Below are 22283 nucleotides of genomic sequence, written 5' to 3'. Positions count from 1 at the left end.
TAAATTGAGCCTTTTAGCATGAGACTTATTGTTCATCTCGTAGCCCTTTCTCCTGGAGGAAATGGGTGACTTGATCAACGTAATCAACCTTGTAGGAATATTTCTCACTGTCATGTGACACGACAAGGTTGATCACAATGAAGAATACGCTAAGAAATCCTACCCCTTTGATAAAACGGTTAGGCAATCTGTCTTGCCACGCTTCAGCAGCAACGAGCAGTGGAAACAACGCAAAGGGAAACGTAAGAATCAAATGCCAATAAGAAAAAGTAATCGGTGAGAGCATAGCGCTGATCACGATCGCCAATACTGCTGCGCCAGCATAAAGCAGTACCCATTGTTGGCTATCTGCGATGGGGGAGCCTCGTTTGATCGCGGGTTTTATGGTTTTCCATGCCCTCAAATTTACTTTGACGGAGAGAACAACCGTGATCGTCCCTACGAGGAATAGCAAGGCTTGCCAACAGTACTGGAAAATCAGTTGTAACCAACTGATGGATGTTATCCAGTCAAAACTGACGTCAGTAATGAGGCGGTTGGAAAAAAGCGTAGAGCCATACCTTAGCCAATAGAATATCGCTTTAAGGACGGGGTAGACATGCACGGCACCATAACCGAAGTAGCGGTCGCTTTCTCGGCTGAGACTGTCATTACTGATGTATTCTAGGCAGTAAGGAATGAGCGAAGCAAGAATGACCACGCCAGCAGCAATAACGCCAGACCAAGAAGGATACGCCATTCTTCGATATAGCAAGTAGCAAGAAATGACCGCAAGAATGGGCCATGAGTAGTGGAGCTGCATCGCGCCACCGATGGCGAGAATATGCAGGAAGCTGTAGATGAACGATGTATGCTCTCTGAGCTTAAACGCTGACCACAAGTGTAAGGCTGCGAAGAAGCAGAGATAGGATGGGTTGTAGAGCAGACTGTCGTACAAAAGCCAAGGGTTCAGCCAATAGGCGATGGCAAAGAGCACTTGAACTGGCGGGCTAAATACTTTCTGTATGACAGCATCAAGAAGCAAAAAAGAGCAGAGTCTTAAAAGGATGAGAAACAACATGGGTGCCCAAGGAGAATCCCAGATGAGAAGCGGGACACCAATCACGAGAGCGGATAGTGAACCTGGCACATTTCCAACTGCACTTGCTGCATTACCAAACGCTGCCCATGTCTGGTGGTAAGCACCCAGGTAGCCTTTTTCAAGCATCTGGGTTTGATCACCCGTCAGTATTTGATGATTAGCGTACATCACCGCAAAACACAGTCCGAGTCCGATTGTTAGCCATCGGATTGCTACAGCATGCTTCTCAATTAGATGCATGTTTTTTCCTTTGTGCTATTGCTGTGTGTTTTCGCTGTCTTTGTAGGTCCAACATCGATGAATTAGATACGTGACCAAAGGGATCATGAATACCACAAGCAACACGCGAGCATAGTGATTACTGTCTTGGAAGAGCGAGCTAAAAAGTTGTGACACCATGAGTGCACTGAATTGAACCACAAAAAAACGTTTGGCATTTTGTGTTGTTATCTTTCTCTGAAAAACAAAGTGTGATTGCAGGAGATAAGACAAACCAAAAGCGCAGAGAAAACCAACCATGTTAGCGATAAAGACGCTGGAACTGAGTAAGTAGAGCCAGGAAAAAGCCACAACTATATGGGTGAATGAGGCGAGTCCACCCGTCACCCCAAATCTGACAATTCGCCTTTCTAGCATCTTACTCATGAAGGCTTTCACTCAGGGCCTACGTCAGCTTTGGTTTCTGCTGAGTCTTCCTCAATGATGTAAACAGGCCGTCGCTTTGATTCCATGTAAAGCCTTCCGATGTATTCCCCCATGACCCCTAATCCTATTAATTGAATACCACCAAAAAATAGAACGATGATCAGCAGCGATGCGTAGCCCGGTATATCGACACCAAAAAGCATGGTTTTCAATATGATGGATGCGCCAAAAAGAAACGATACAGCGGACACAAAAAAACCAAGATAAAGCCACACTCTTAGGGGGGCAGTACTGAAGCTAGTGATACCTTCTAAGGCAAAGTTCCAAAGGCGCCATCCATTAAAACTGCTCTCTCCTGCGGCGCGTGGCTGACGCGAATACTCTACAACAGACGTTTTGAAACCTACCCAGGAAAAGATGCCTTTCATGAATCGCTGGTTCTCTGGGAGTAATTGAATCGCCGTGACCACACGGCGTGTGATCAATCGAAAATCGCCAACGTTGTCAGGAATTTCAACATCTGCAATGGTGTTGTGGAATCGATAAAAGAGATTTGCGGTGATTTTTTTTGCCAGTGTGTCGCTGCTTCTGTCGATGCGTTTGGCAACAACGACATCATAGCCCTTCTGCCACTCAAGCAGAAAATCATGGATTAGCTCAGGGGGATCTTGTAAGTCAGCATCGATGGGAATAATAACCTCGCCCTGAGCAAGGTCTAACCCAGCAGTGAGCGCCGCTTCTTTGCCAAAATTACGCGAAAGGTTAATGATTCGGATGTTTGAGCTGTTTGCTGCTAACGCTCGAAGGACGGCGAGCGTGTTGTCAGTGCTACCGTCATTCACAAAAAGGAGTTCATAGGTAAATGTGCTTTCAGACAAAATACCTACGATTTTATCTGTAAAAGCATGAAGAACTTCCTGCTCATTGTGGCAGGGACAGACGATAGAGATTGTCGGTAGTGTCATCATTTACCTTTACAATACATAAACGGCTAACTCCATTAGCACACCTTTAAATGCCCTCTACCTTGTTGTCACTTTCTGCCCTTAAAATATTGAACATCCTTGGGTGGGAGCACTTTATCAAGCATGTTTTGAACTTTTCCTTTCGTGCTTTTTTCTTTATAGACAGTCGGTGACGATTCTAAGTCTATTGTCTTAATTCTATCAATATCAGCCTCAACACAAGATCCTGAAAGTAAGGAATACATGAAGAAATCGACAATTTTTGCGTTCCAATGAGGCTTGTTACCCCAATAATGACCAATTTGATTTTCTGCAGCGGTTAAGGTTGAGGTATGTTTTAACGCAACTGAAAACGCAAATTGTTCAACCAGTCGTCTCGGACAATCTGTTTTGCAGATTTCATCACAGATATCGATGGCGAGTGCAATTGTCTGTTTGGCATGGTCGCGATGAAGTGCGATGACACCCGCATTCCACATCTCGGTATCTGCGTGAATTAGCACACCTGAAAAAGATTTACCTTGAAGGGACTTCCACATGTTGCGAGGCGTTTTACTTTTCATCTCGCTAATCTTTCCTTCATTTTCATGCATGAAGGACTTACCTTGACTCAAGCCATTAGCAATGATTTCCATATCCCGAACATAGAAGGTGTCTGAATCAACATAAAGGATGTCTTGTTCTGGGTTGTGCAGTGCTGCAGCCTCTATGGCTTTCATCTTGATACGCCAAAAGAAATCATCCTTTCCGCGCCATTCATTCATGATGTTTTGGTCTATTTCGATGACGTCAACACGATCGCCAAAATACTCGTAATATTTTGGGCGATCGGTAACCACACAAACCTTAGAAATGAGGTCACTTTTCAAATATGTGAGAATGGCAAAAGAAGCCTGATAGTGGTTTTCTAAGCGGTCACCAAAAGTAAGAAGCGTTAAAATCATTCCGTTTACCCGTACGTTAATTCGCTGCAGAATATGCAAGTGCAGTAGTATGTACTATTTGTTCATTGGTAGGAATGGCGCAAGATGCATTCATAACGATATGATGTATTGCTTCATGTCTTGGTGTATATCGGAATGGCACAGTGGCATAGAAAATACCGACAGTGGGTGTGTGCGTTGAAATTGCCACGTTTCTTACGCCAGTATCTGGCGCCACTACCAACTGGGCTTTTGCGCAAAACGTGAGTAATTCTTCCAAAGGCATGCAAGGCTGAATCACAAAGTTATCGTAGGACGTTAGGTGTGACAGAAAGTCACCTTTTTCAGATTCATTGACGCCCTCTAGGAAAATATGTTTAACCTCAGGAAAGGTTTTCACGGCCAATTCCATTAATGCCATAACTTGGTCGTTTTTTAATACCTTTCTTGGCTGCGATGCGCCATTAAAGTAAATGAAGTAAGGGTGATTTGAATCTACAAGCTCGGCATGATCAGGGTATCCAAAGTCGAGGCGTTGCGACGGGATATGACCCAGCAAACGCAGCATATCAAGCATGGTCTCGACTTCTGGCTGGAGATCTGAACGAAATAACGTTTTGCTGATTTAGATTCGTACTTGCCTTTTTCAAAATATGCGTATTTGATTGAATCTTAGGCTTGTAAAATTTTATTGCATTCCCGATTACAGTGGAACGTTTAGCTCTTCGTAAGCTGCCATGACTTGAATAGGTGTAAGCTCTTTTAAACAATTTAAATGCCCCAATGGACATTCTCTTTTGAAACAAGGGCGACAATCTATATCAGTACTCACCATTCTTACTTTTTGAGATAGTGGTGGTGTGTATTTGGGCGAGCTGGAGCCGTAAATTGCCACGATGTTAGCGCCAACGGCTGCTGCAACGTGCATCAACCCAGAATCGTTGGAGAACACGGTGTGGCAAGCCGCGAGCAGATCAACGGCATCGACCAAAGATGTTTCGCCAGCCAAGTCAAAACACATGCTTTTTTGACTATCCGACAAAGCATTTCGAATGCTATCTGTTACGGGTTTATCTTTTGGTCCGCCAAATAGACAAATCTGATTGCCTTCATCAATTAACTGCTTTGCAATTGTTGCGTAATGGCTTTCAGGCCAACGCTTTGCTGGGCCAAATTCAGCACCAGGACAGAGGCCTACAATCGGCGATTGTGATGAAACATTAAATCGTTGTAAGCAAGCAATTTGATTCTCTTTGTCAACCTTGAGTGTAGGGTTGGATACGCCCTCTATGTTGACTTCCGATAGCATGGTTTGTTTTGAATGTGCTAAAGCCACATAACGCTCGACCATGTATTGGAACACTTTCCTGTCTGGTCTTAAATCGTTTAGCAGGCCAAATCGGAGCTCGCCTTTCCACCCAGTACGTTTGGGAATTTTAGCAAACAAGGGGATCAGTGCTGATTTGGCGGAGTTTGGCAACACGTAGGCGTGGTCATAATGTTCTTCACGCAATGATTTGCCCAAATTCCAACGTTCGGAGAGATTAAACTGACCGTGACCGACTGGCATTTCGATAGCACAGCGAACCTCTGGCATACGCTCGATAATCGGTTTGCACCATGCTGGAGCTAGCACGTCAATTGTGCAATGTGGATCGTTGTTTTTCAGGCGCTTATAAAGGCTCTGAGACATTACCATGTCGCCAACCCAGGACGGACCGATGATTAGGGCTTTAGTTTTCTTTGTCATTTTTAACGTCTCAGATGTTTTGTATTTTTTTAAAATCAATCTTGTTTGCGCTTGATGCCAAAAGGGGTGTACGACTCCCCAGACTCTTTTACTGATGAGAAAAGTTTGTCATTATCAGTGCTTCTTGGCAACTCTTTGTGGTATATGTGAATTTGATTGGCTTTGAAAAATATGTTCCTGATGCGTATTCCTGCTAAGCGTAATCTAAATTCCACATCACTATCCTCTCCGGTTCCTGCCGCTTCATACCTCTCGTCAAAACCGTTTATCTTAATGATGTCTTCTTTGAATAAAGAGAAGTTACATCCGACAATGCCTTTGTCTTTCCTGTTTAAATATTTAGAAAGGTGGTTATTTTTTATCCTAAAACCTTTTTCAATGTTTTTACCGCGACCTAGAATATACTCAAAAACGATCTCGTTTATATGTTCTGCGAAGAATCTCTCTGGACTTTCTTGAGTGATTCTTTTACTTACAGTGTCAGAAAGGTCTGCTCTTCTACCATTGAGGCAATAGCCCTTTTGTGCGCTATTTAAATGGTCTAAAACAAAATGGCTTTGTGGTATGCAATCACCATCTATAAATATTAAGTACTCATTTGAATATGTGATTGCTCGGTTTAATATTTTATTTTTCCTAAAGCCACTATCCTCTTGCCATAGGTGGATAAGATCAAATTTATAGCTTTTCTTAAAGGATGATATCTCAGCTACAACATTATCTCTTGAACCATCATCAGCTATAATTACATTGAATGAACCATCGTATTGATTATTTAGAGCTGTTAATAAAACTTTAAGGAGATCTATTTTATTATAGAAGGCAATAATTACAGATGCGCGCACTTCTTTACTCATGGATTTTTTCCTCTAGTGAACTTACACCTGATAGCGCTATTATGAAATAAATGAATGAGGTTTGGAAGTCCATATAAGATGTGTAAAATAAGCCCGTTATCAAGAAAGAAAATAGCACTAAAATTATACTGTCCTTTAATGGGTTGTTTGATAGTTTACTACTAAAAAACACACTGAAAAAGGCACTGGCTAGAATTAGTGAGTAAATGATCCCATGTTTATTCAGTAAATCTAAATACATATTATGGCTATCATTATATGAAAATTGCGAATGAGTCGATGTGCTGATTTTTTCTATGGAGTATTTTGATTCAAGGTATACTTTATATTTTTCTTTAAAGCCATGAGGCCCGGAACCAAAAAACGCATCTCTAGGAGATGATGAAATATTCTCTATAAAAAAGTCAAAAGATGTTCCCCACATTTTTAATCTTGCGACATTCGAAGGGTCTGTTTGAATGTTTGCAATGCTTTGTATACGATTAGATATGTCATTTAATGTTTTTGGCATGAAGCTATTTAAGCTAACGATGGCCAGCGTTAAGAGTAGGGCCAAGTGAAAAATGTTTCTTCGTTTTTTAATTACCAAGTATATGGGTATCAATATGAATAAAGAAAGCAATGGAGCTCTAGCTCCGTTCATCAGTAGCACTATTATGGATAGTATAATTACTGGAATACTTAAAAAAACAATCCTTTTATTCTTTGAGTAGATGAGTGGAATGAAAAAAGCTATAACGTAGCCGATAATTTCTCCAGAGCGACCTAAATCAAAGAATGCCGATATCCTTTCTCCATCCCAACCATTTTCAGAGATTTTAATTGAAATAGTTAAAATTGATAATAGTATCCCGATACTAATGGAGCTAATAGCTGCTATTCTATTTATTGAAGATTGAAATAGGTAATGTAAAGTAGGGATAGCTAAGATCATAGATCCCTTTCGAGCATATTCAGCTAAATCTTGTACTGAATTTCCTGATATGATGCAGAGGGATATTCCTGAAAAGTAAACCAAATATGGCATGAAGTAGTATGGGTTATCTTTTACATTCACCCAAGAAATGACACCACTTAACACCAGATGAGTAAAACGAATAAATAAAAGAGCAGAACTAATATATAGCCCTGCTTTTGATGTGATCAAAGATAGTGAAAAAAGAACAACCAGAAAAAAATCGAAAATACTTGATAGTTTAATTTGTTGCATATTCGATGTGATTTTCCGTACTGCACTATGATTAAAATCTATAGTCAAAAAATGATCCTTAATACAACTGACTACCATCCGGTCGCGATCTAAGCAGATTCATGATCCACATATACTGGCCGGGGTCAGATTCTAAAAACTGTTCAATGCGCTCATTCATCATACGCGCGTCGGTTTCTTCGCTACCCGTTGGAAACGGCGCAAGCGGTGGTTGTACTATGACTTCAAAGTTACCAGTTTCGCGGTTGTAGACAGGCATCAGCGGGACGATTTTCGCTCTGCTGAGCGTCGCTAATTTCCCCAGTCCTGACAGCGTAGCTTTTTGCGTACCGAAAAGTGGGACGAAGACGCTGTAATCAGGGCCGTGGTCTTCATCGGGTAAGTAGTAGCCGAGAAAACCTTCACGTACTGATTTAATAAAAGGTTTTATGCCATCTGCGCGTTCGTGCGTGCGACCGCCGTACTTGAGGCGTTGAACGTTCATCAGCCAATCCACCACACGGTTTTTTTGTTTTTTCACCATGGCAGCAACGGGTAAGCCACGCGATGCAAGTTGCACTGCAGGGTAGTCAATTGCCCAGCTGTGCGGAACAAGCAAAATGACCTTTTCACCTTTCTCAACAAGCTCTGTGAGGATTTCCTCGTTACGGAACAAGGTCCGTTTTTCCAAGTAACGCTTGCTGCGCATCATGATGGTGGCAAAACCAAGCATCACGCATCCTGCATTAATATAGCTTTGTTCGAGAATGGCAAAACGTTCTTCTTCTGTTTTCTCAGGAAAACATTCTTGAAGATTGACGACGGCACGCTTTTTTGCGCGGTTGTTCATTTTTACCAGTCGTTTAGCGAGAAATTCGGCGAACTTATCACGCAGACGAAAGGGCACAAACGCGAGGATGGCAACAAGGAGCATGCCTAGCCAAGTTCCCCAGTAGCGAGGGTGCAGAAAAGCCCACTCAAACGTGGGTAAATAAGAGGTGTCGCTGGATTTTTGGCTCATAGAGTCGAACTGCAAATAAATCAGATTAAATAAAAAAGCGAGCCTAGGCTCGCTTTTCCAGCCAATTACTTGTTAAGGATTGCCATATACTCAGCAACACCTTCAGCGACAGTTTTAAACTCCTCGCTGTAACCCGCAGCGCGTACCTTAGTGAGGTCGGCTTGGGTGTAGGCCTGGTAGCGGCCTTTTAGGTGATCTGGGAATGGAATTTCTTCAACTTCACCTTGGTTGTGGTGAGCGATAACAGCGTCAGCCACGGCGCGGAAAGGTTCTGCGCGGCCAGTGCCACAGTTAAAGATGCCTGATACGCCGTTCTCAAGGAACCAAAGGTTCATCTTGCACACGTCGCCAACGTACACGAAGTCACGTTTGAAGGTATTGCTGCCTTCGAACAGTTTCGGGTTTTGGCCTTCTTTAATTTGGTTGTTCAGGTGGAATGCCACTGACGCCATGCTGCCTTTGTGGGTTTCACGTGGGCCGTAAACGTTGAAGTAACGGAAACCCGTGATTTGCGACAGCGTTTCGCCGTGTGCTTCTGCGTCAGCCCAAATACGACGAACATAATTGTCGAACTGTTGCTTCGAGTAACCGTAAACGTTCAGTGCGCCTTCGTATTGCTTCTCTTCGATGAAGTCATGATCGCGACCACCGTAGGTTGCAGCAGAAGAGGCATATAGGAATGGAATTTCACGCTCTAGACAGAAGTGCAGCAGCTCTTTCGAATACTCGTAGTTGTTGAGCATCATGTACTTGCCGTCCCACTCAGTGGTGGCAGAACAAGCGCCTTCATGGAAAATAGCTTCGATTGGGCCGAAATCATCACCCGCCATGATTTGGGTGATAAAGTCTTCTTTGTCCATGTAGTCAGCGATATCTAGATCGACCAGATTGACGAACTTGGTACCGTCTTTTAGGTTATCAACCACAAGAATGTCGTTGATGCCTTGCTCGTTCAGGGCTTTAACAATGTTGCTGCCGATCATGCCAGCGCCGCCAGTCACTATAATCATACTTTTACCTAAATTCTGACAATGAGAAGACTCCGCCATCACGACTGTAATGGCTGTGGTAATATTTGTGTTTCCGCTCTGGGCTTGAGGATAGCAGTTTAACCATGAAAACCCGTGATCGCATTATTCATTCTGCACTGGCACTGTTCAACGAACAGGGTGAACCGAATATCACCACCAATCACATTGCAGCGGATCTCGGTATAAGCCCGGGAAACTTGTATTACCACTTCCGTAATAAGGAAGAGATTATACACAGTATTTTCGATCAATACGCCCTCGATCTCACCACGTCCTTTCAACCAGAAACATCGGCAGATACCGATCAACAGCGCCTACTTGCGTATTTAGACGCGACGTTTCAGTTGATGTGGCGCTATCGATTCTTCTACGCCAATTTGCCCGATATCTTGCGCCGAGATGCGGTATTACAAGACAAATACCTTACCGCGCAGCAGGCACTAAAAGCCAATCTCGTCGTCACATTGACGCAATTTCGTGCCACAGGTTGGCTGGATATGGACGATGACGGCATTGAGTCCTTGTGCGACAACCTCAAATTGGTTGCCTCAAGCTGGATTTTTTATCAAAGCGCGCAGGCGCCGCAGGCCAAAATTACGCCTACCGTCATTTATCAGGGCGTCCTTCAAATTCTGAGCATGGTGATGCCGATGTCTACCGACAAAGGACAGGCTGTGGTGGCAGAAATCATTGCGTATTATCATCAGCAAATGGCCAATACACTTGCGTGATCTACTGCAACAAGATGTGCTAATTCGATAGACTTACCCTTCCTTAGAAAACTATTATCAGCCTCCTTGCTGATAGGTCATACTGATTAAAAAGCATTCACTAGATGCTTTTACTTCTCGAAGGTACGACAATCACAACGCCGCGCATAAGTAGTGGGTGGCGTAAACTTACTGTGCGTCTGCGTATCATTGCCTGTTAAGGGAGTGACTGTGGGCGTGAATCCCTAGTTCCTGTATCCATGATGGAGTGCGCGATGACTGCCGCTTTTTACCAGCAAATTCGTCAGCAGCTTGAAGAAGTGAAAGCTGAAGGCCTTTACAAAGATGAACGTGTTATCACCACCGCACAGCAAGCCAAAATTGCCGTGACATCAGGCGATGAAGTGCTGAACTTCTGTGCCAATAACTACTTAGGTTTGGCGAATCACCCTGCACTGATTGAAGCCGCGCAAAAGGGCATGGATGAGCATGGCTTTGGTATGGCATCTGTGCGTTTCATCTGTGGTACGCAAGATGCACACAAAGAGCTTGAGGATAAACTTTCTACATTCCTTGGTATGGAAGACACCATTCTTTACACCTCTTGCTTTGATGCGAACACCGGTTTGTTCGAGACCATTTTGGGGGCGGAAGATGCCATCATTTCTGATGCATTGAACCATGCGTCAATCATCGATGGTGTGCGCCTTTGTAAAGCGATGCGTTTCCGCTATTCGAACAACAACATGGAAGAGCTTGAGAAGCAACTGATTGCGGCGAAAGAAGCGGGTGCACGTAACACGCTTATCGTGACTGACGGTGTGTTCTCCATGGACGGCGTTGTGGCGAACCTGCCAGCGATTTGCGATTTGGCTGACAAATACGGCGCATTGGTGATGGTGGATGATTCTCACGCCGTGGGCTTCATGGGAGCGAATGGCCGCGGTACGCACGAACACCATGACGTGATTGACCGTATCGACATCATCACTGGCACGCTAGGAAAAGCCATGGGCGGCGCGTCAGGCGGTTACACCTCAGGCAAGAAAGAAGTGATCGATTGGCTGCGTCAGCGTTCACGCCCATACCTGTTCTCGAATTCGTTGGCACCAGCGATTGTGTCCGCGTCTATCCGCGTGATTGATCTGTTGGAAGAAAGTGGCCACCTGCGCACCCAGCTTTGGGACAACGCAAGCCACTTCCGCGCGCGCATGAGCGAAGCAGGCTTTATGCTTTCTGGTGCTGATCACGCGATCATCCCTGTGATGCTGGGCGACGCGAAAGTGGGCGCTGAGTTTGCGGAACGCATGATGAAAGAAGGTATTTACGTGGTTGGGTTCTCGTTCCCTGTGGTACCAAAAGGCCAAGCACGTATTCGTACACAAATGTCGGCTGCATATAGCCGCGAGCAATTAGACAAAGCTATCGATGCCTTTATCAAAGTGGGTAAAGACATGGGCTTGATTGGATAAGCAGTCAATGACGAACAAAATGAAAGCGCTGGCAAAACTGAAAGCGGAACCTGGCATTTGGATGACCGAGGTTGAGCTGCCAGAAGTGGGCCATAACGATCTTCTGATCAAAATCCGTAAAACCGCGATTTGTGGTACCGATGTTCACATCTACAACTGGGATGAATGGTCACAAAAAACCATTCCTGTGCCAATGGTTGTCGGCCACGAATACGTGGGTGAAGTGGTTGCGATGGGTCAGGAAGTGCGCGGTTTCACCGTGGGCGACCGTGTTTCCGGCGAAGGCCATATCACCTGTGGTCACTGTCGTAACTGCCGTGCAGGCCGCACGCACCTTTGCCGTAACACCACGGGTGTTGGTGTGAACCGTGAAGGCGCATTTGCAGAATACTTGGTGATCCCAGCGTTCAATGCATTCAAAATCCCTGCAGATATCTCTGACGATCTTGCATCCATCTTCGACCCATTCGGTAACGCGGTTCACACCGCACTGTCGTTTGACCTTGTTGGTGAAGACGTGTTGATCACCGGTGCTGGCCCGATTGGTATCATGGCGGCGGCTGTCGCGAAACACGTGGGTGCGCGTTATGTTGTGATCACTGATGTGAATGAATACCGCCTGGATCTTGCACGCAAGATGGGTGTGACTCGCGCGGTGAACGTGGCAGAAGAGAAGCTTGAAGATGTCATGGCTGAGCTTGGCATGAAAGAAGGCTTTGATGTGGGTCTTGAAATGTCAGGTAACCCATCCGCGTTTAACTCCATGTTGAAAACCATGAACCACGGCGGTCGTATTGCCCTTCTGGGTATTCCGCCATCAGACATGGGTATCGACTGGAACCAAGTGATCTTCAAAGGCTTGGTGATCAAAGGTATCTATGGCCGCGAAATGTTTGAGACGTGGTACAAAATGGCAAGCTTGATCCAATCTGGTTTGGATCTCAGCCCAATCATCACGCACCACTACAGTGTTGATGATTTCCAAGAAGGCTTCGACAAGATGTGTTCAGGCATGTCAGGCAAAGTCATCCTTGATTGGCAGAAATAACGCCAAATTGACGGCTTGATTAAACCTGCTTCGGCGGGTTTTTTTATGGCCGTTTACTGAGATAAAGCCTGAGAGATGGGCACGAGATCGACACGCTCTTGCAATGATGGCAGTACTTTTTGCAATGTCGCCAGCGTGATAGGAAACGGGTGAGCGATGACGACGGCAATGCCGCGTTGGTTAGCTTGTTGAACCGCGAGTTCGAGCTGCTGGTGGATAAAGTCTTCCGTTTGCAGGTGGTCGAGAAAAACATGGCGGCGGTTATTGGCTAACCCGTGCTGCTTTGCGATTTTCTGTGCGACGGTGCTCGGGGTGGTACGGCTATCAATAAAGCCAAGTTGTTTCGTGTGGAGTGTCTCCATGATCCAATGCATCGGCTCTTGGTGCTGTGTGAGCAAGCTACCCATGTGGTTGTTTACCGCCACGGCGTGGGGAACACGATAGAGCGCTTCTCGAACAGAGGTTTGAACCTGTTCCTTGTCCATCTCAAGCGTAAGCGCGTTAGGCTCCGCAGGTGCGCCCGGTTGGCTTTGCATAGGAAGATGAAGCAAGACTTCACGGTGCTGATTCAATGCGGTCAGGGCGACAGCGGTATCGAATTCAGTAAAAGGAATAACAGAGACGCTGATTTCAGGCGGCAGTGTTGCGATGTCTCGTGGCATGAGGTCATAGCCGAGGTCATCAATGATCAGTGCGAGTTTGGGTTTGGCAACGACAGGCGATGCCAGAAGCAGGAAGAGTAGGGTGGTAACAGTGACAATCCTTTGCATCTGTGACCTTCCTGGCTTACCGGCCTAACCAGGGGCTAGGGTTGGTGGCATTGCCTTTTCGCCGAATTTCAAAGTAAAGGCCAGATTGTGTTTGCCCGCCGCTGTTCCCGACGAGGGCGATGGGGTCTCCCGCTTTCACGGTGTCTCCGACGTTTTTCAGCAAGGCTTGGTTATACCCGTAAAAACTCATGTCGCCCTTGCCGTGGTCGATGACCACCATTAAGCCATAGCCGCGAAGCCAGTTAGACAGAACAACGGTGCCATCGTGGGCCGCTTTTACGTCAGTGCCTTCTTTGGAAGAGATAACCATGCCATTCCAGCGCAATTCACCGGTTTGCGGGCTGCCGAAGCTGTGCAGTGTCTTCCCTTTGACAGGGCGATGCAATTTGCCTTTGTAGCGACCCAAGCCATCCATTTTTACTTTGGCTTGTTCGGCCGCGATTTTGGCTTGTTCTGCGGCTTTCGCAAGTTCCGCTTTCAAGCGGTTTTGGTTGTTACGAAGCTCCGACAAATAGCTCTTATCGCTGCGGATCTGGCGTTGTACCGCGCCGGCAGTTTTCTTTTGAGCGCGTTGTTGTTTTTCTAGCGTCGCTTTGTCGGCTTTCAACGTATCGAGTAATGCCGTTTGTTTTTGCGTTTGCTCGGCAAGCATGCGGCGCTTAAGTTGAAGTTCGGTATCCGTGGCGGCCAATTCGTTGATGGCATCGGTGCGCGCTTGGGATAGTCGTTCAGCGTAGACGGTCATACGATCAAGATCGCTGCTGTCTTCGCCACTTAAAAAGGTATTGAGTTGGCTGTGCTCACCTTGACGGTATTGGCTGTTTAAAAGCTCTTTCAACAGCTCCATCTGACCCAACTTACGTTGTTCTAGTCGCTGGCTTTCTTGATTGAGGGTGACAATCTCATCGTCGAGCGTTTCAAGCTTTTGGGAGGCGGTGCGGATCTGCGTGGCGATGGCACTGATGGCTTGTTCTTGTTTTTTTAGGTCAGCTTGAAGCGTGTTGAGCTTCTTGCTGCTAGCACTAAGTTGCTGTTGCTGGCGGGAAATTTCATTATTCACACCAGAAAGCTGGCCTTCATCCGCGCGCAAAGCAGCGCTGAATAACAGACATAGAAAAACGCCAGTGCAAAGAGCACTGGCGCGAGTTTTGTTGGTGAGTCGCTTAATCATTTCCCGCATAGGGAAGATTATTTCAGATTGAACAGCGGCTTACCAGTCATGTCTGAAGGGATTGAGGTGTCTGTCAGAGCAAGCATGGTTGGTGCAAGGTCTGATAGCTTACCGCCTTCTACCAATTCTAGGTCTTTGCTACCTACGTAGATCAAAGGCACTGGCAGGTTGGTGTGTGCAGTGTGGATGCCACCTGTTTCAGGGTCGACCATCATTTCTGCGTTGCCGTGGTCTGCTGTGATAAGCAGTTGACCATCGACTTCTTTGATTGCTTCAACCACGCGAGCGATACAGCTATCAACGGCTTCACACGCTTTTACTGCTGCATCGTAAACACCGGTGTGGCCGACCATGTCGCCATTCGGGTAGTTACAGATGATTTGGTCAAACTTGCCGCTCTTGATGGCTTCAACCAATTTATCAGTCAGTTCTCCAGAACTCATTTCTGGTTGCAAGTCGTAGGTAGCGACTTTAGGTGATGCAACCAATGAACGCTCTTCGCCTTCAAATTCGTTTTCAACTCCGCCATTGAAGAAGAACGTCACGTGCGCGTATTTTTCAGTTTCTGAAATACGTAGCTGTGTTTTGCCTTCTTTCGATAGCCACTCACCCAGTGTATTTACCAGGTTGTCTGACGGGTATGCACAAGAAGCATCGATGTCTGACGCGTATTCAGTCAGCATTACGAAGTCTGCCAGTTCTGCCACTTTAGCGCGGGTGAAACCGTCAAAGCTTGGCAGGAACGTACGTGCGATTTGACGCGCACGGTCAGCACGGAAGTTCATGAAAATCAGGCTGTCACCGTCGTTGATAGACGCAACAGGTTGGCCTTCAGCACGGATTTCAGACGCTTTAACGAATTCATCGTTTTCTTCACGCGCATAAGCTGCTTCAAGTGCTTCAACAGCAGACGCATACGTGAAGTCGCCTTTGGCTTCGGTCATCAGGTCGTAGGCTTTTTCAACGCGATCCCAGTTGTTATCGCGGTCCATTGCGTAGTAACGACCGATGATAGAGGCGGTGCGGCCTTTGCCTAGCTTCGCGAATAGCTCATCGAAACGAACCAAAGAGTTTTGTGCACTACGTGGTGGCGTATCACGGCCATCAAGGAAGCAGTGTAGGTACACGTTTTCTGCACCGCGCTGAACCGCCATTTCTACTGCAGCTGCAATGTGGTCTTCGTGGCTGTGAACACCGCCTGGTGACATCAGACCCATGATGTGCACGGCTTTGCCTGCTTTCGCCGCTTTGTCGACAGCGTTAGTGAGCACTGCGTTGTCAAAAAACTCGCCGTCAGCAATAGACTTGGTGATTTTTGTTAGGTCTTGGTAAACGATACGACCCGCACCAATGTTGGTGTGGCCGACTTCTGAGTTACCCATTTGACCGTCTGGCAGGCCAACATCCATGCCTGATGCTGAGATCAGGGTGCTGGTGCCCGCCATCAAACCATCAAGTACCGGTGTTTTTGCATTAGCAATGGCGTTGTCGTTGTTATCTTCGCGATAACCCCATCCATCCAGAATAACGAGTGCCAAAGGCTTCTTAGCAGACATACGGTGTCCTCTTTATGTCGATTTCAATGTGTAAAATAGAAAAAGCGATTAGCGTAACTTTACTACATTTTGTTGGTTGATCAGTAGGCAAATCTTTCTGCTAAAGTTTCAACAAATCTTGTAACGGCAAGCGCTTAACGCAGACTAAGCGTGTCTTTGGCGAAAAAGCTTACTTTTTAATGCCTTCCGTTACCGTTTGTTGTTCGAATAAAAGTTGTAGTAAGTCAACAGCCTTTCGTTTGCTCGCTGTCCAATTTCAGGCGCGTGGTTCGCAATACTGATGTCTTCATCAATACGTAAGGGTGAATGTGATGGAATTCAAGTTTTTCGCTTTAATAAGAAGTGAGCGAGGGCATGGAAATCCAAGCCCATGCTGTACTTGAGAGCGGGGGAGGTTATACTCGGGGTCGATTTTTTTGCCGACATGAATGTAGAAGCGAGCTATGCAGCAGTTTATTGAATTTGTTCAAAGTGAAATGATTTTGTCACTTGTGTGGGTGGCTCTGGTTGTCATGCTGATTGTGTCAGTTGTTAAACAGAAAACCGCCGCTTATGCCATCGTGACGCCAAATGACGCGACTGTCCTTGTTAACCGCCAGAACGGTGTGTTTGTTGATATTCGTAGCCGTGATGATTATCGCGCAGGTCATATTGCTGGCGCACTTCACGTTTTGGCGAAAGACATCAAAGCGGAAAGCTTTGGTGAGATTGAAAAACGCAAGTCTGACCCAATCATCGTGGTATGTAAGTCTGGTCAAACCGCTGCTGAAAGCGCCAATGCGCTGGTAAAAGCAGGGTTCGAGAATGTCAGCATTCTTAAAGATGGCTTGATGTCGTGGAATGAAGCGAATCTGCCACTGATCAAACACAAAAAGAAAAAGTAACCGTTTAACGGATGACCTATTCGACAGGCAGCCTTATCCGGCTGCCTGAATTATTTTGTAATGCGTGAAAGCATTTGTTTTATATAACAAGGATTTAACACTATGGCTGAAGCAGCGAACAACCAACAAGCACAACAGAACTTTGCGATTCAACGTATCTTCCTGAAAGACGTGTCTTTTGAAGCGCCAAACTCTCCTGACGTGTTTCAGCAAGAATGGAATCCAGATGTAAACCTAGACCTAGACACGCAAAGCCGTGAGCTAGGCGAAGGCGTTTACGAAGTGGTTCTTCGTTTGACCGTGACGGTTAAAAATGCAGAAGAAAATGCGTTCCTATGTGAAGTACAACAAGGTGGTATCTTCACTGTTGACGGTATGGAAGCGCCACAATTGGCTCACTGCCTAGGTGCATTCTGCCCGAATATCCTATTCCCATACGCACGCGAAACCATCTCTAGCCTAGTGGTTAAAGGTACGTTCCCACAACTGAACCTAGCGCCAGTTAACTTTGACGCATTGTTCATGAACTACCTACAAAACCAAACTCAAGCGACAGACGGCGCAGAAGCGTAATCTACGCGAATTTAAGGTCGACACGAATGACAGATACCGCGAAAGCCAATGTTCAAGATACAAACGTGGCTATGACCGTATTGGGCGCTGGCTCATACGGCACTTCTCTTGCAATTTCACTCGCGCGCAACGGCGCAAATGTGGTGTTGTGGGGGCACGAACCCGAGCACATGGCGCAATTGGAAATCGATCGTTCTAATGAAGCATTTCTGCCGGGTGTCGCCTTTCCAGATTCACTGATCCTCAGCGCCGATCTGCAAGAAGCCGTTCAAGCAACGCGCGATATTCTTGTGGTGGTGCCAAGCCATGTGTTTGGTATGGTACTGGCACAGGTGAAGCCGTTTCTTCGTGATGACCAACGAATTTGTTGGGCGACGAAAGGTTTAGAGCCTGAGACGGGTCGTTTACTTCAAGATGTCGCGCATGAGCAACTGGGTGACAACGTGCCATTGGCTGTGTTGTCAGGTCCAACGTTTGCTAAAGAACTGGCAGCAGGGATGCCTACTGCCATTTCAGTTGCCTCTCCTGATGCCGAGTTTCTTGCTGATCTGCAAGAGAAAATCCACTGTAGCCGTACCTTCCGAGTGTACGGAAACAGCGATTTTGTTGGCATGCAGCTTGGTGGCGCGGTGAAGAACGTGATTGCGATTGGTGCAGGCATGTCCGACGGTATTGGCTTTGGTGCCAATGCGCGCACAGCGCTCATCACCCGTGGTCTTGCTGAGCTTACCCGCCTGGGTGTGGCATTGGGTGCGGAACGCGAAACCTTTATGGGCATGGCGGGTTTGGGTGATTTGGTACTGACATGTACTGACAACCAATCGCGCAATCGCCGTTTTGGTTTAGCCTTGGGTAAAGGCCAAGACGTCGAAGAAGCACAAACTGAGATTGGTCAGGTTGTTGAAGGCTATCGCAATACCAAAGAAGTCCGTGTGCTTGCGAAACGTATTGGCGTAGAAATGCCCATCGTTGAGCAGATTTATCAGGTACTTTATGAAGGTAAAGATGCCAATTTGGCTGCGCAAGACTTGCTTGCACGTCAAAGAACATCTGAATAGCCCTCGAGCGAAGATGTGAAATCTGAAAACGCGGGATATTCTCCCGCGTTTTTCTTTTTTGCGACTAACGGCAAAATGACTGGGGTTTACGGACGTTTTGGTGCTTGGTCGTTTACGTGGCTATTTTGGTTGTTTCGATATCTATGTCACACTTAGGGAAAGACTCTTCAATGTTTGGCGAGTGATTCCCCAAGGATGTAGCGATCACCTGCGAAAGCAAATGAGCGAAGGTTTAACACTACCATTCACCTACAACGATGAATGGAGATGTTGAGCTGAATGTCAGCAATGTAAGTGAAAGAAGTAAGGTACACGAATGCAAAGGACATGTGGTGAAGGCCGCGACAAAAAATGTCAGCAAGACAATGTTTGGAAAGCCATAAAGCGCGAAGCAAAAGAGCAAACCGAACGTGAGCCTATGCTGGCGAGTTTCTTCCATGCCACCATCATTAAGCACGATACGCTCGCGGCTGCGCTCAGTTATATTCTGGCAAATAAGCTGGCCACGCCAAGCATGCCAGCCATGGCGGTGCGTGAAGTGGTTGAAGAAGCGTATGCGGGCGACAAGAGCATTGTGGCATCTGCTGCCTGTGATATCTGCGCGACCGTTGAGCGTGACCCCGCGATCGAGTTGTATTCCACGCCGCTTCTGTACTTAAAAGGCTTCCATGCATTGCAAGGTTTCCGTGTGGCGAATTGGCTTTGGTCGCAAGGCCGCCGCGAACTGGCGGTGTACCTGCAAAACCAGATTTCGGTTGCCTGTCAGGTCGATGTTCACCCTGCTGCTAAGATTGGCCGAGGCATCATGTTCGACCATGCAACGGGCATTGTTATCGGTGAAACCGCCGTGGTCGAAGATGACGTATCCATTCTTCAAGACGTCACATTGGGTGGTACCGGTAAAGAAAGTGGCGATCGTCACCCGAAAATTCGTACCGGTGTCATGATCGGTGCGGGTGCGAAAGTGCTGGGCAACATTGAAGTGGGTGAAGGCGCGAAGATTGCGGCTTGTTCTGTGGTGTTGATCCCTGTGCCGGCGCATACCACTGCAGCAGGTGTGCCAGCCAAAATCATTGGTACACCCAGCAGCGACACACCGTCGTTCGACATGGACCAAAATATCAGCTCCTCCGAATTTATCGAAGGCGACGGCATTTGATCTGATTTGCTGGCGAACTGTGCTCGCCGACATGAGAACCACGCACGCTGAATACAAAAACGGAGCCGATTGGCTCCGTTTTTCTTTTCCGCTGTTTAGACGCGTGTTGTCTGCAATGAATGCTTAGAACAGTTTGTTTGCCACGTCGTAAAGGTCTTTGCGGAATGGACGGCGCATGTTGTCGATAGCATCGATGATGTCGTGGTGAACCAGCTGTTCGTTCTGAACGCCCACACAACGACCACCTTCACCTTGCATCAACAGTTCAACCGCGAACGCACCCATGCGAGACGCAAGGATACGGTCGAATGCGCGAGGCTGACCGCCACGCTGAATGTGACCCAAGATAGTTGCGCGTGTTTCACGACCGGTTTCTGCTTCGATGTACTTCGCCAACTCGTTGGTGTCAGTCATTAGCTCGGTGATCGCGATGATTGCGTGCTTCTTACCTTTGTAGATACCTTCTTTGATCTTAGAGATCAGGTTCTCTTTATCCAGGCCGATTTCTGGCGTGATGAAGTACTCACAACCGCCAGCGATTGACGCCATCAGGGTCAAATCACCACAGTGGCGACCCATCACTTCAACGATAGAAATACGCTGGTGAGAAGATGACGTATCACGTAGACGGTCGATGGCTTCAACAACGGTGTTGAGTGCCGTCAAGTAACCGATGGTGTAGTCAGTACCTGGGATATCGTTATCAATGGTGCCTGGTAGACCGATACATGGGAAACCCATTTCAGTCAGTTTTTTCGCACCCATGTATGAACCGTCACCGCCAATCACAACCAGCGCTTCGATGCCGTGCATCTTCATGTTCTGGATGGCTTGCTCACGCACTTTCTCTTCTTTAAATTCAGGGAAGCGCGCAGAACCGAGGAAGGTTCCGCCTCGGTTGATCATGTCTGAAACGCTCGTGCGGTTCAGTTTCTCGATGCGGTTCTGGTGAAGGCCTTGGTAGCCATCATAAACACCGCAGACTTCAATGCCTTCACTCAATGCGGCGCGCACAACACCGCGGATGGCTGCATTCATACCTGGGGCGTCACCGCCACTGGTCAAAACACCAATTTTACTAACCATGGTTACCCTCTGACTTTGGGAATTGAACTTTCAAATCCGGTTTGCATGCAGAAACTTAGGCCTCGCACCCTGCTTCGCTAAGAAAAGTCTTAGTAGGTATCGCGGGTTTGCCTCAGGCATGCTTGACGTGCCAGTTTAGCTTGCTGGCTGCTCGTTTAAAACTGTAACTTTCCTACTTATGTAAGACTATTACAATTTCGCTACCGTTTTTCGTTGATAAATATCAGTAACGGTTACAAATTTTTGTGACAATTTGTGTGTTAGTTTTACTCTCGTGGAGATTTTCCTACCACTGAGACGGGATCTTGGTGAATCAAGATGTCGGCATTGGGAAAAGCGATCTCAAGCCTGTCTTCCACTTCATCCGCAATGCGGTGCGCATCCACCAATTTCATGTCGTCATCCAACTCTAAGTGAAGCTGAATAAAGCGTGTTGCACCTGCCTGACGCGTGCGAAGATCGTGAACGCCTTGCACACCCGCGACGGTTGACGCCAATGTCATGATCTTTTCTTGCTCTTCCACAGGGAGTTGATGATCCAGCAAAGATTGCACGGCCTCATTCGCCATTTTGAACGCGCTCACCAAAATAAACAGACCAATCAGAATGGCAAAAATGGCATCGGCTTGAGAGAAGCCATACCACGATAGCCCTAGCGCGATAATGATCGCGATGTTCATGAGAAGATCGGATTGGTAATGAAGGGAATCAGCGGAAATCGCTTGGCTTCCCGTCTTGCGCACCACCCATTTTTGGAACAGCACTAAGCAACCCGTCATGAGCGTTGCGACGACACTGATGGCGACGCCCGCTTCAGGGTGATGAAGTTCAGCGGGTTTGAAGAAACGTTCAACACCGTTAAGCAACAAGAAACATGCCGAGCCCACAATGAATGCAGATTGCGCGAGGGCAGCGAGTGATTCCGCTTTGCCGTGTCCGAAGCGATGTTCTTCATCGGCGGGTTGCAATGCATAGCGCACAACAAAAAGGTTCGTCACAGAGGCGAGAAGGTCGATCAGAGAATCAACAAGTGATGCTAACAAGCTCACAGAGCCTGTGTACCACCAAGTGAAGAGCTTCATGATAAGAAGAAACGTGGCTGTGATTGTGGCTGCCCATGCGGCCATTTGAACGAGCCGGGCGTAATTTTTAGTCATATTGAGAACGTATTCTGAACAAGTGCGCAGAGTATAACGTTTTTTGGTGTGGTTTTAAGCAATTGCGAGCGTATTCAATCAAGCAAGGTTGAAAGGGAAAGGTTGTGAGGAAAGGTCGAGTACCCCATCTAAACGTTGTGTTTTAAGGCATCGCGTTAGTATTTTCTTGCGCCAAAA

Annotated in this window: 21 protein-coding genes and 1 pseudogene; 7 read left to right on the top strand and 15 right to left on the bottom strand. The window is 46.7% G+C overall.

Going from position 1 to position 22283, the window contains the following annotated elements; translation table 11 throughout:
* Window positions 1–25: 25 nt before the first annotated feature.
* The 10 genes and pseudogenes from EQP46_RS14060 to rfaD all read right to left on the bottom strand — a co-directional run bounded on the left by EQP46_RS14060 (window position 26) and on the right by rfaD (window position 9441).
* The gene (locus EQP46_RS14060) at window positions 26–1321 is read right to left on the bottom strand and encodes a 3-deoxy-D-manno-octulosonic acid transferase (RefSeq protein ID WP_129494264.1); all 1296 of its coding nucleotides are present in this window, start codon (window positions 1319–1321) and stop codon (window positions 26–28) included.
* 15 nt (window positions 1322–1336) lie between these two features.
* A complete protein-coding gene (locus EQP46_RS14055; protein WP_240671741.1) occupies window positions 1337–1717 on the bottom strand; it encodes a GtrA family protein in 381 nt (126 codons plus the stop codon).
* A 17-nt stretch (window positions 1718–1734) separates the two neighbouring features.
* The gene (locus EQP46_RS14050) at window positions 1735–2691 is read right to left on the bottom strand and encodes a glycosyltransferase family 2 protein (RefSeq protein ID WP_129494359.1); all 957 of its coding nucleotides are present in this window, start codon (window positions 2689–2691) and stop codon (window positions 1735–1737) included.
* Between the two features lie 68 nt (window positions 2692–2759).
* Complete coding sequence (locus EQP46_RS14045) at window positions 2760–3635, bottom strand: hypothetical protein (RefSeq protein WP_129494262.1); 876 nt, start codon at window positions 3633–3635, stop codon at window positions 2760–2762.
* Window positions 3636–3651: 16 nt separating this feature from the next.
* A pseudogene (locus tag EQP46_RS14040) lies at window positions 3652–4227 on the bottom strand (glycosyltransferase family 9 protein); the annotation flags it as partial.
* A gap of 90 nt (window positions 4228–4317) precedes the next feature.
* Window positions 4318–5364 (bottom strand): lipopolysaccharide heptosyltransferase II, encoded by a 1047-nt coding sequence (gene waaF / locus EQP46_RS14035; RefSeq protein ID WP_129494358.1) that lies wholly within the window; start codon window positions 5362–5364, stop codon window positions 4318–4320.
* A 35-nt stretch (window positions 5365–5399) separates the two neighbouring features.
* Entirely contained in the window at window positions 5400–6221 is an 822-nt protein-coding gene (locus EQP46_RS14030) for a glycosyltransferase (protein ID WP_129494261.1), read from the bottom strand.
* Window positions 6214–7479, bottom strand: a complete 1266-nt coding sequence (locus tag EQP46_RS14025) for an O-antigen ligase family protein (protein ID WP_161972866.1) — start codon at window positions 7477–7479, stop codon at window positions 6214–6216. Before EQP46_RS14025 ends, EQP46_RS14030 begins: the two co-directional genes overlap by 8 nt.
* Before the next feature lie 10 nt (window positions 7480–7489).
* The gene (gene lpxM, locus EQP46_RS14020; protein WP_129494259.1) at window positions 7490–8431 is read right to left on the bottom strand and encodes a lauroyl-Kdo(2)-lipid IV(A) myristoyltransferase; all 942 of its coding nucleotides are present in this window, start codon (window positions 8429–8431) and stop codon (window positions 7490–7492) included.
* Between the two features lie 65 nt (window positions 8432–8496).
* Window positions 8497–9441, bottom strand: coding sequence for an ADP-glyceromanno-heptose 6-epimerase (gene rfaD, locus EQP46_RS14015; RefSeq protein ID WP_129494258.1), 945 nt, complete (start codon window positions 9439–9441; stop codon window positions 8497–8499).
* A gap of 104 nt (window positions 9442–9545) precedes the next feature.
* Between rfaD and EQP46_RS14010 the strand changes: the two genes are divergently transcribed.
* The 3 genes from EQP46_RS14010 (at window position 9546) to tdh (ending at window position 12692) form a co-directional block, all read left to right on the top strand.
* Window positions 9546–10193: a TetR/AcrR family transcriptional regulator gene (locus tag EQP46_RS14010; protein ID WP_129494257.1), complete on the top strand. Its 648-nt coding sequence runs from the start codon at window positions 9546–9548 to the stop codon at window positions 10191–10193.
* A 254-nt stretch (window positions 10194–10447) separates the two neighbouring features.
* A complete protein-coding gene (locus tag EQP46_RS14005; RefSeq protein WP_129494256.1) occupies window positions 10448–11644 on the top strand; it encodes a glycine C-acetyltransferase in 1197 nt (398 codons plus the stop codon).
* Between the two features lie 7 nt (window positions 11645–11651).
* Window positions 11652–12692, top strand: coding sequence for an L-threonine 3-dehydrogenase (tdh, locus tag EQP46_RS14000; protein ID WP_028025850.1), 1041 nt, complete (start codon window positions 11652–11654; stop codon window positions 12690–12692).
* A gap of 53 nt (window positions 12693–12745) precedes the next feature.
* On the opposite strand, the gene EQP46_RS13995 is transcribed toward tdh, so the two are convergent.
* From EQP46_RS13995 to gpmM, 3 genes are read right to left on the bottom strand one after another with little or no spacing between them, the layout of a single operon-like run.
* Window positions 12746–13462: a divergent polysaccharide deacetylase family protein gene (locus tag EQP46_RS13995; RefSeq protein WP_129494255.1), complete on the bottom strand. Its 717-nt coding sequence runs from the start codon at window positions 13460–13462 to the stop codon at window positions 12746–12748.
* 16 nt (window positions 13463–13478) lie between these two features.
* On the bottom strand, window positions 13479–14633 hold the full coding sequence (locus EQP46_RS13990) for a peptidoglycan DD-metalloendopeptidase family protein (protein WP_129494254.1): 1155 nt from the start codon (window positions 14631–14633) through the stop codon (window positions 13479–13481).
* Between the two features lie 17 nt (window positions 14634–14650).
* A complete protein-coding gene (gene gpmM, locus EQP46_RS13985; RefSeq protein WP_129494253.1) occupies window positions 14651–16189 on the bottom strand; it encodes a 2,3-bisphosphoglycerate-independent phosphoglycerate mutase in 1539 nt (512 codons plus the stop codon).
* Window positions 16190–16632: 443 nt separating this feature from the next.
* Here gpmM and EQP46_RS13980 point away from each other — a divergent pair, with 443 nt between their 5' ends.
* The 4 genes from EQP46_RS13980 (at window position 16633) to cysE (ending at window position 19863) form a co-directional block, all read left to right on the top strand.
* Window positions 16633–17073, top strand: a complete 441-nt coding sequence (locus tag EQP46_RS13980) for a rhodanese-like domain-containing protein (protein WP_129494252.1) — start codon at window positions 16633–16635, stop codon at window positions 17071–17073.
* A 102-nt stretch (window positions 17074–17175) separates the two neighbouring features.
* The gene (secB, locus tag EQP46_RS13975) at window positions 17176–17646 is read left to right on the top strand and encodes a protein-export chaperone SecB (protein WP_102317281.1); all 471 of its coding nucleotides are present in this window, start codon (window positions 17176–17178) and stop codon (window positions 17644–17646) included.
* A 26-nt stretch (window positions 17647–17672) separates the two neighbouring features.
* The gene (gpsA, locus tag EQP46_RS13970) at window positions 17673–18704 is read left to right on the top strand and encodes an NAD(P)H-dependent glycerol-3-phosphate dehydrogenase (protein ID WP_129494251.1); all 1032 of its coding nucleotides are present in this window, start codon (window positions 17673–17675) and stop codon (window positions 18702–18704) included.
* A gap of 316 nt (window positions 18705–19020) precedes the next feature.
* Window positions 19021–19863, top strand: coding sequence for a serine O-acetyltransferase (gene cysE, locus EQP46_RS13965; protein ID WP_129494250.1), 843 nt, complete (start codon window positions 19021–19023; stop codon window positions 19861–19863).
* Window positions 19864–19986: 123 nt separating this feature from the next.
* Here the strand turns inward: cysE and pfkA are convergent, their stop codons facing one another.
* Window positions 19987–20949 (bottom strand): 6-phosphofructokinase, encoded by a 963-nt coding sequence (gene pfkA / locus EQP46_RS13960; protein ID WP_129494249.1) that lies wholly within the window; start codon window positions 20947–20949, stop codon window positions 19987–19989.
* Between the two features lie 266 nt (window positions 20950–21215).
* Window positions 21216–22106, bottom strand: a complete 891-nt coding sequence (fieF, locus tag EQP46_RS13955; RefSeq protein ID WP_129494248.1) for a CDF family cation-efflux transporter FieF — start codon at window positions 22104–22106, stop codon at window positions 21216–21218.
* Window positions 22107–22283 lie beyond the last annotated feature (177 nt).

The sequence above is a fragment of the Enterovibrio baiacu genome (assembly GCF_004120195.1).
Taxonomy (GTDB): domain Bacteria; phylum Pseudomonadota; class Gammaproteobacteria; order Enterobacterales; family Vibrionaceae; genus Enterovibrio; species Enterovibrio baiacui.
The sequence above is the reverse complement of the archived record's forward strand: the minus strand, read 5'-3'. Positions and strand labels throughout refer to the sequence as shown.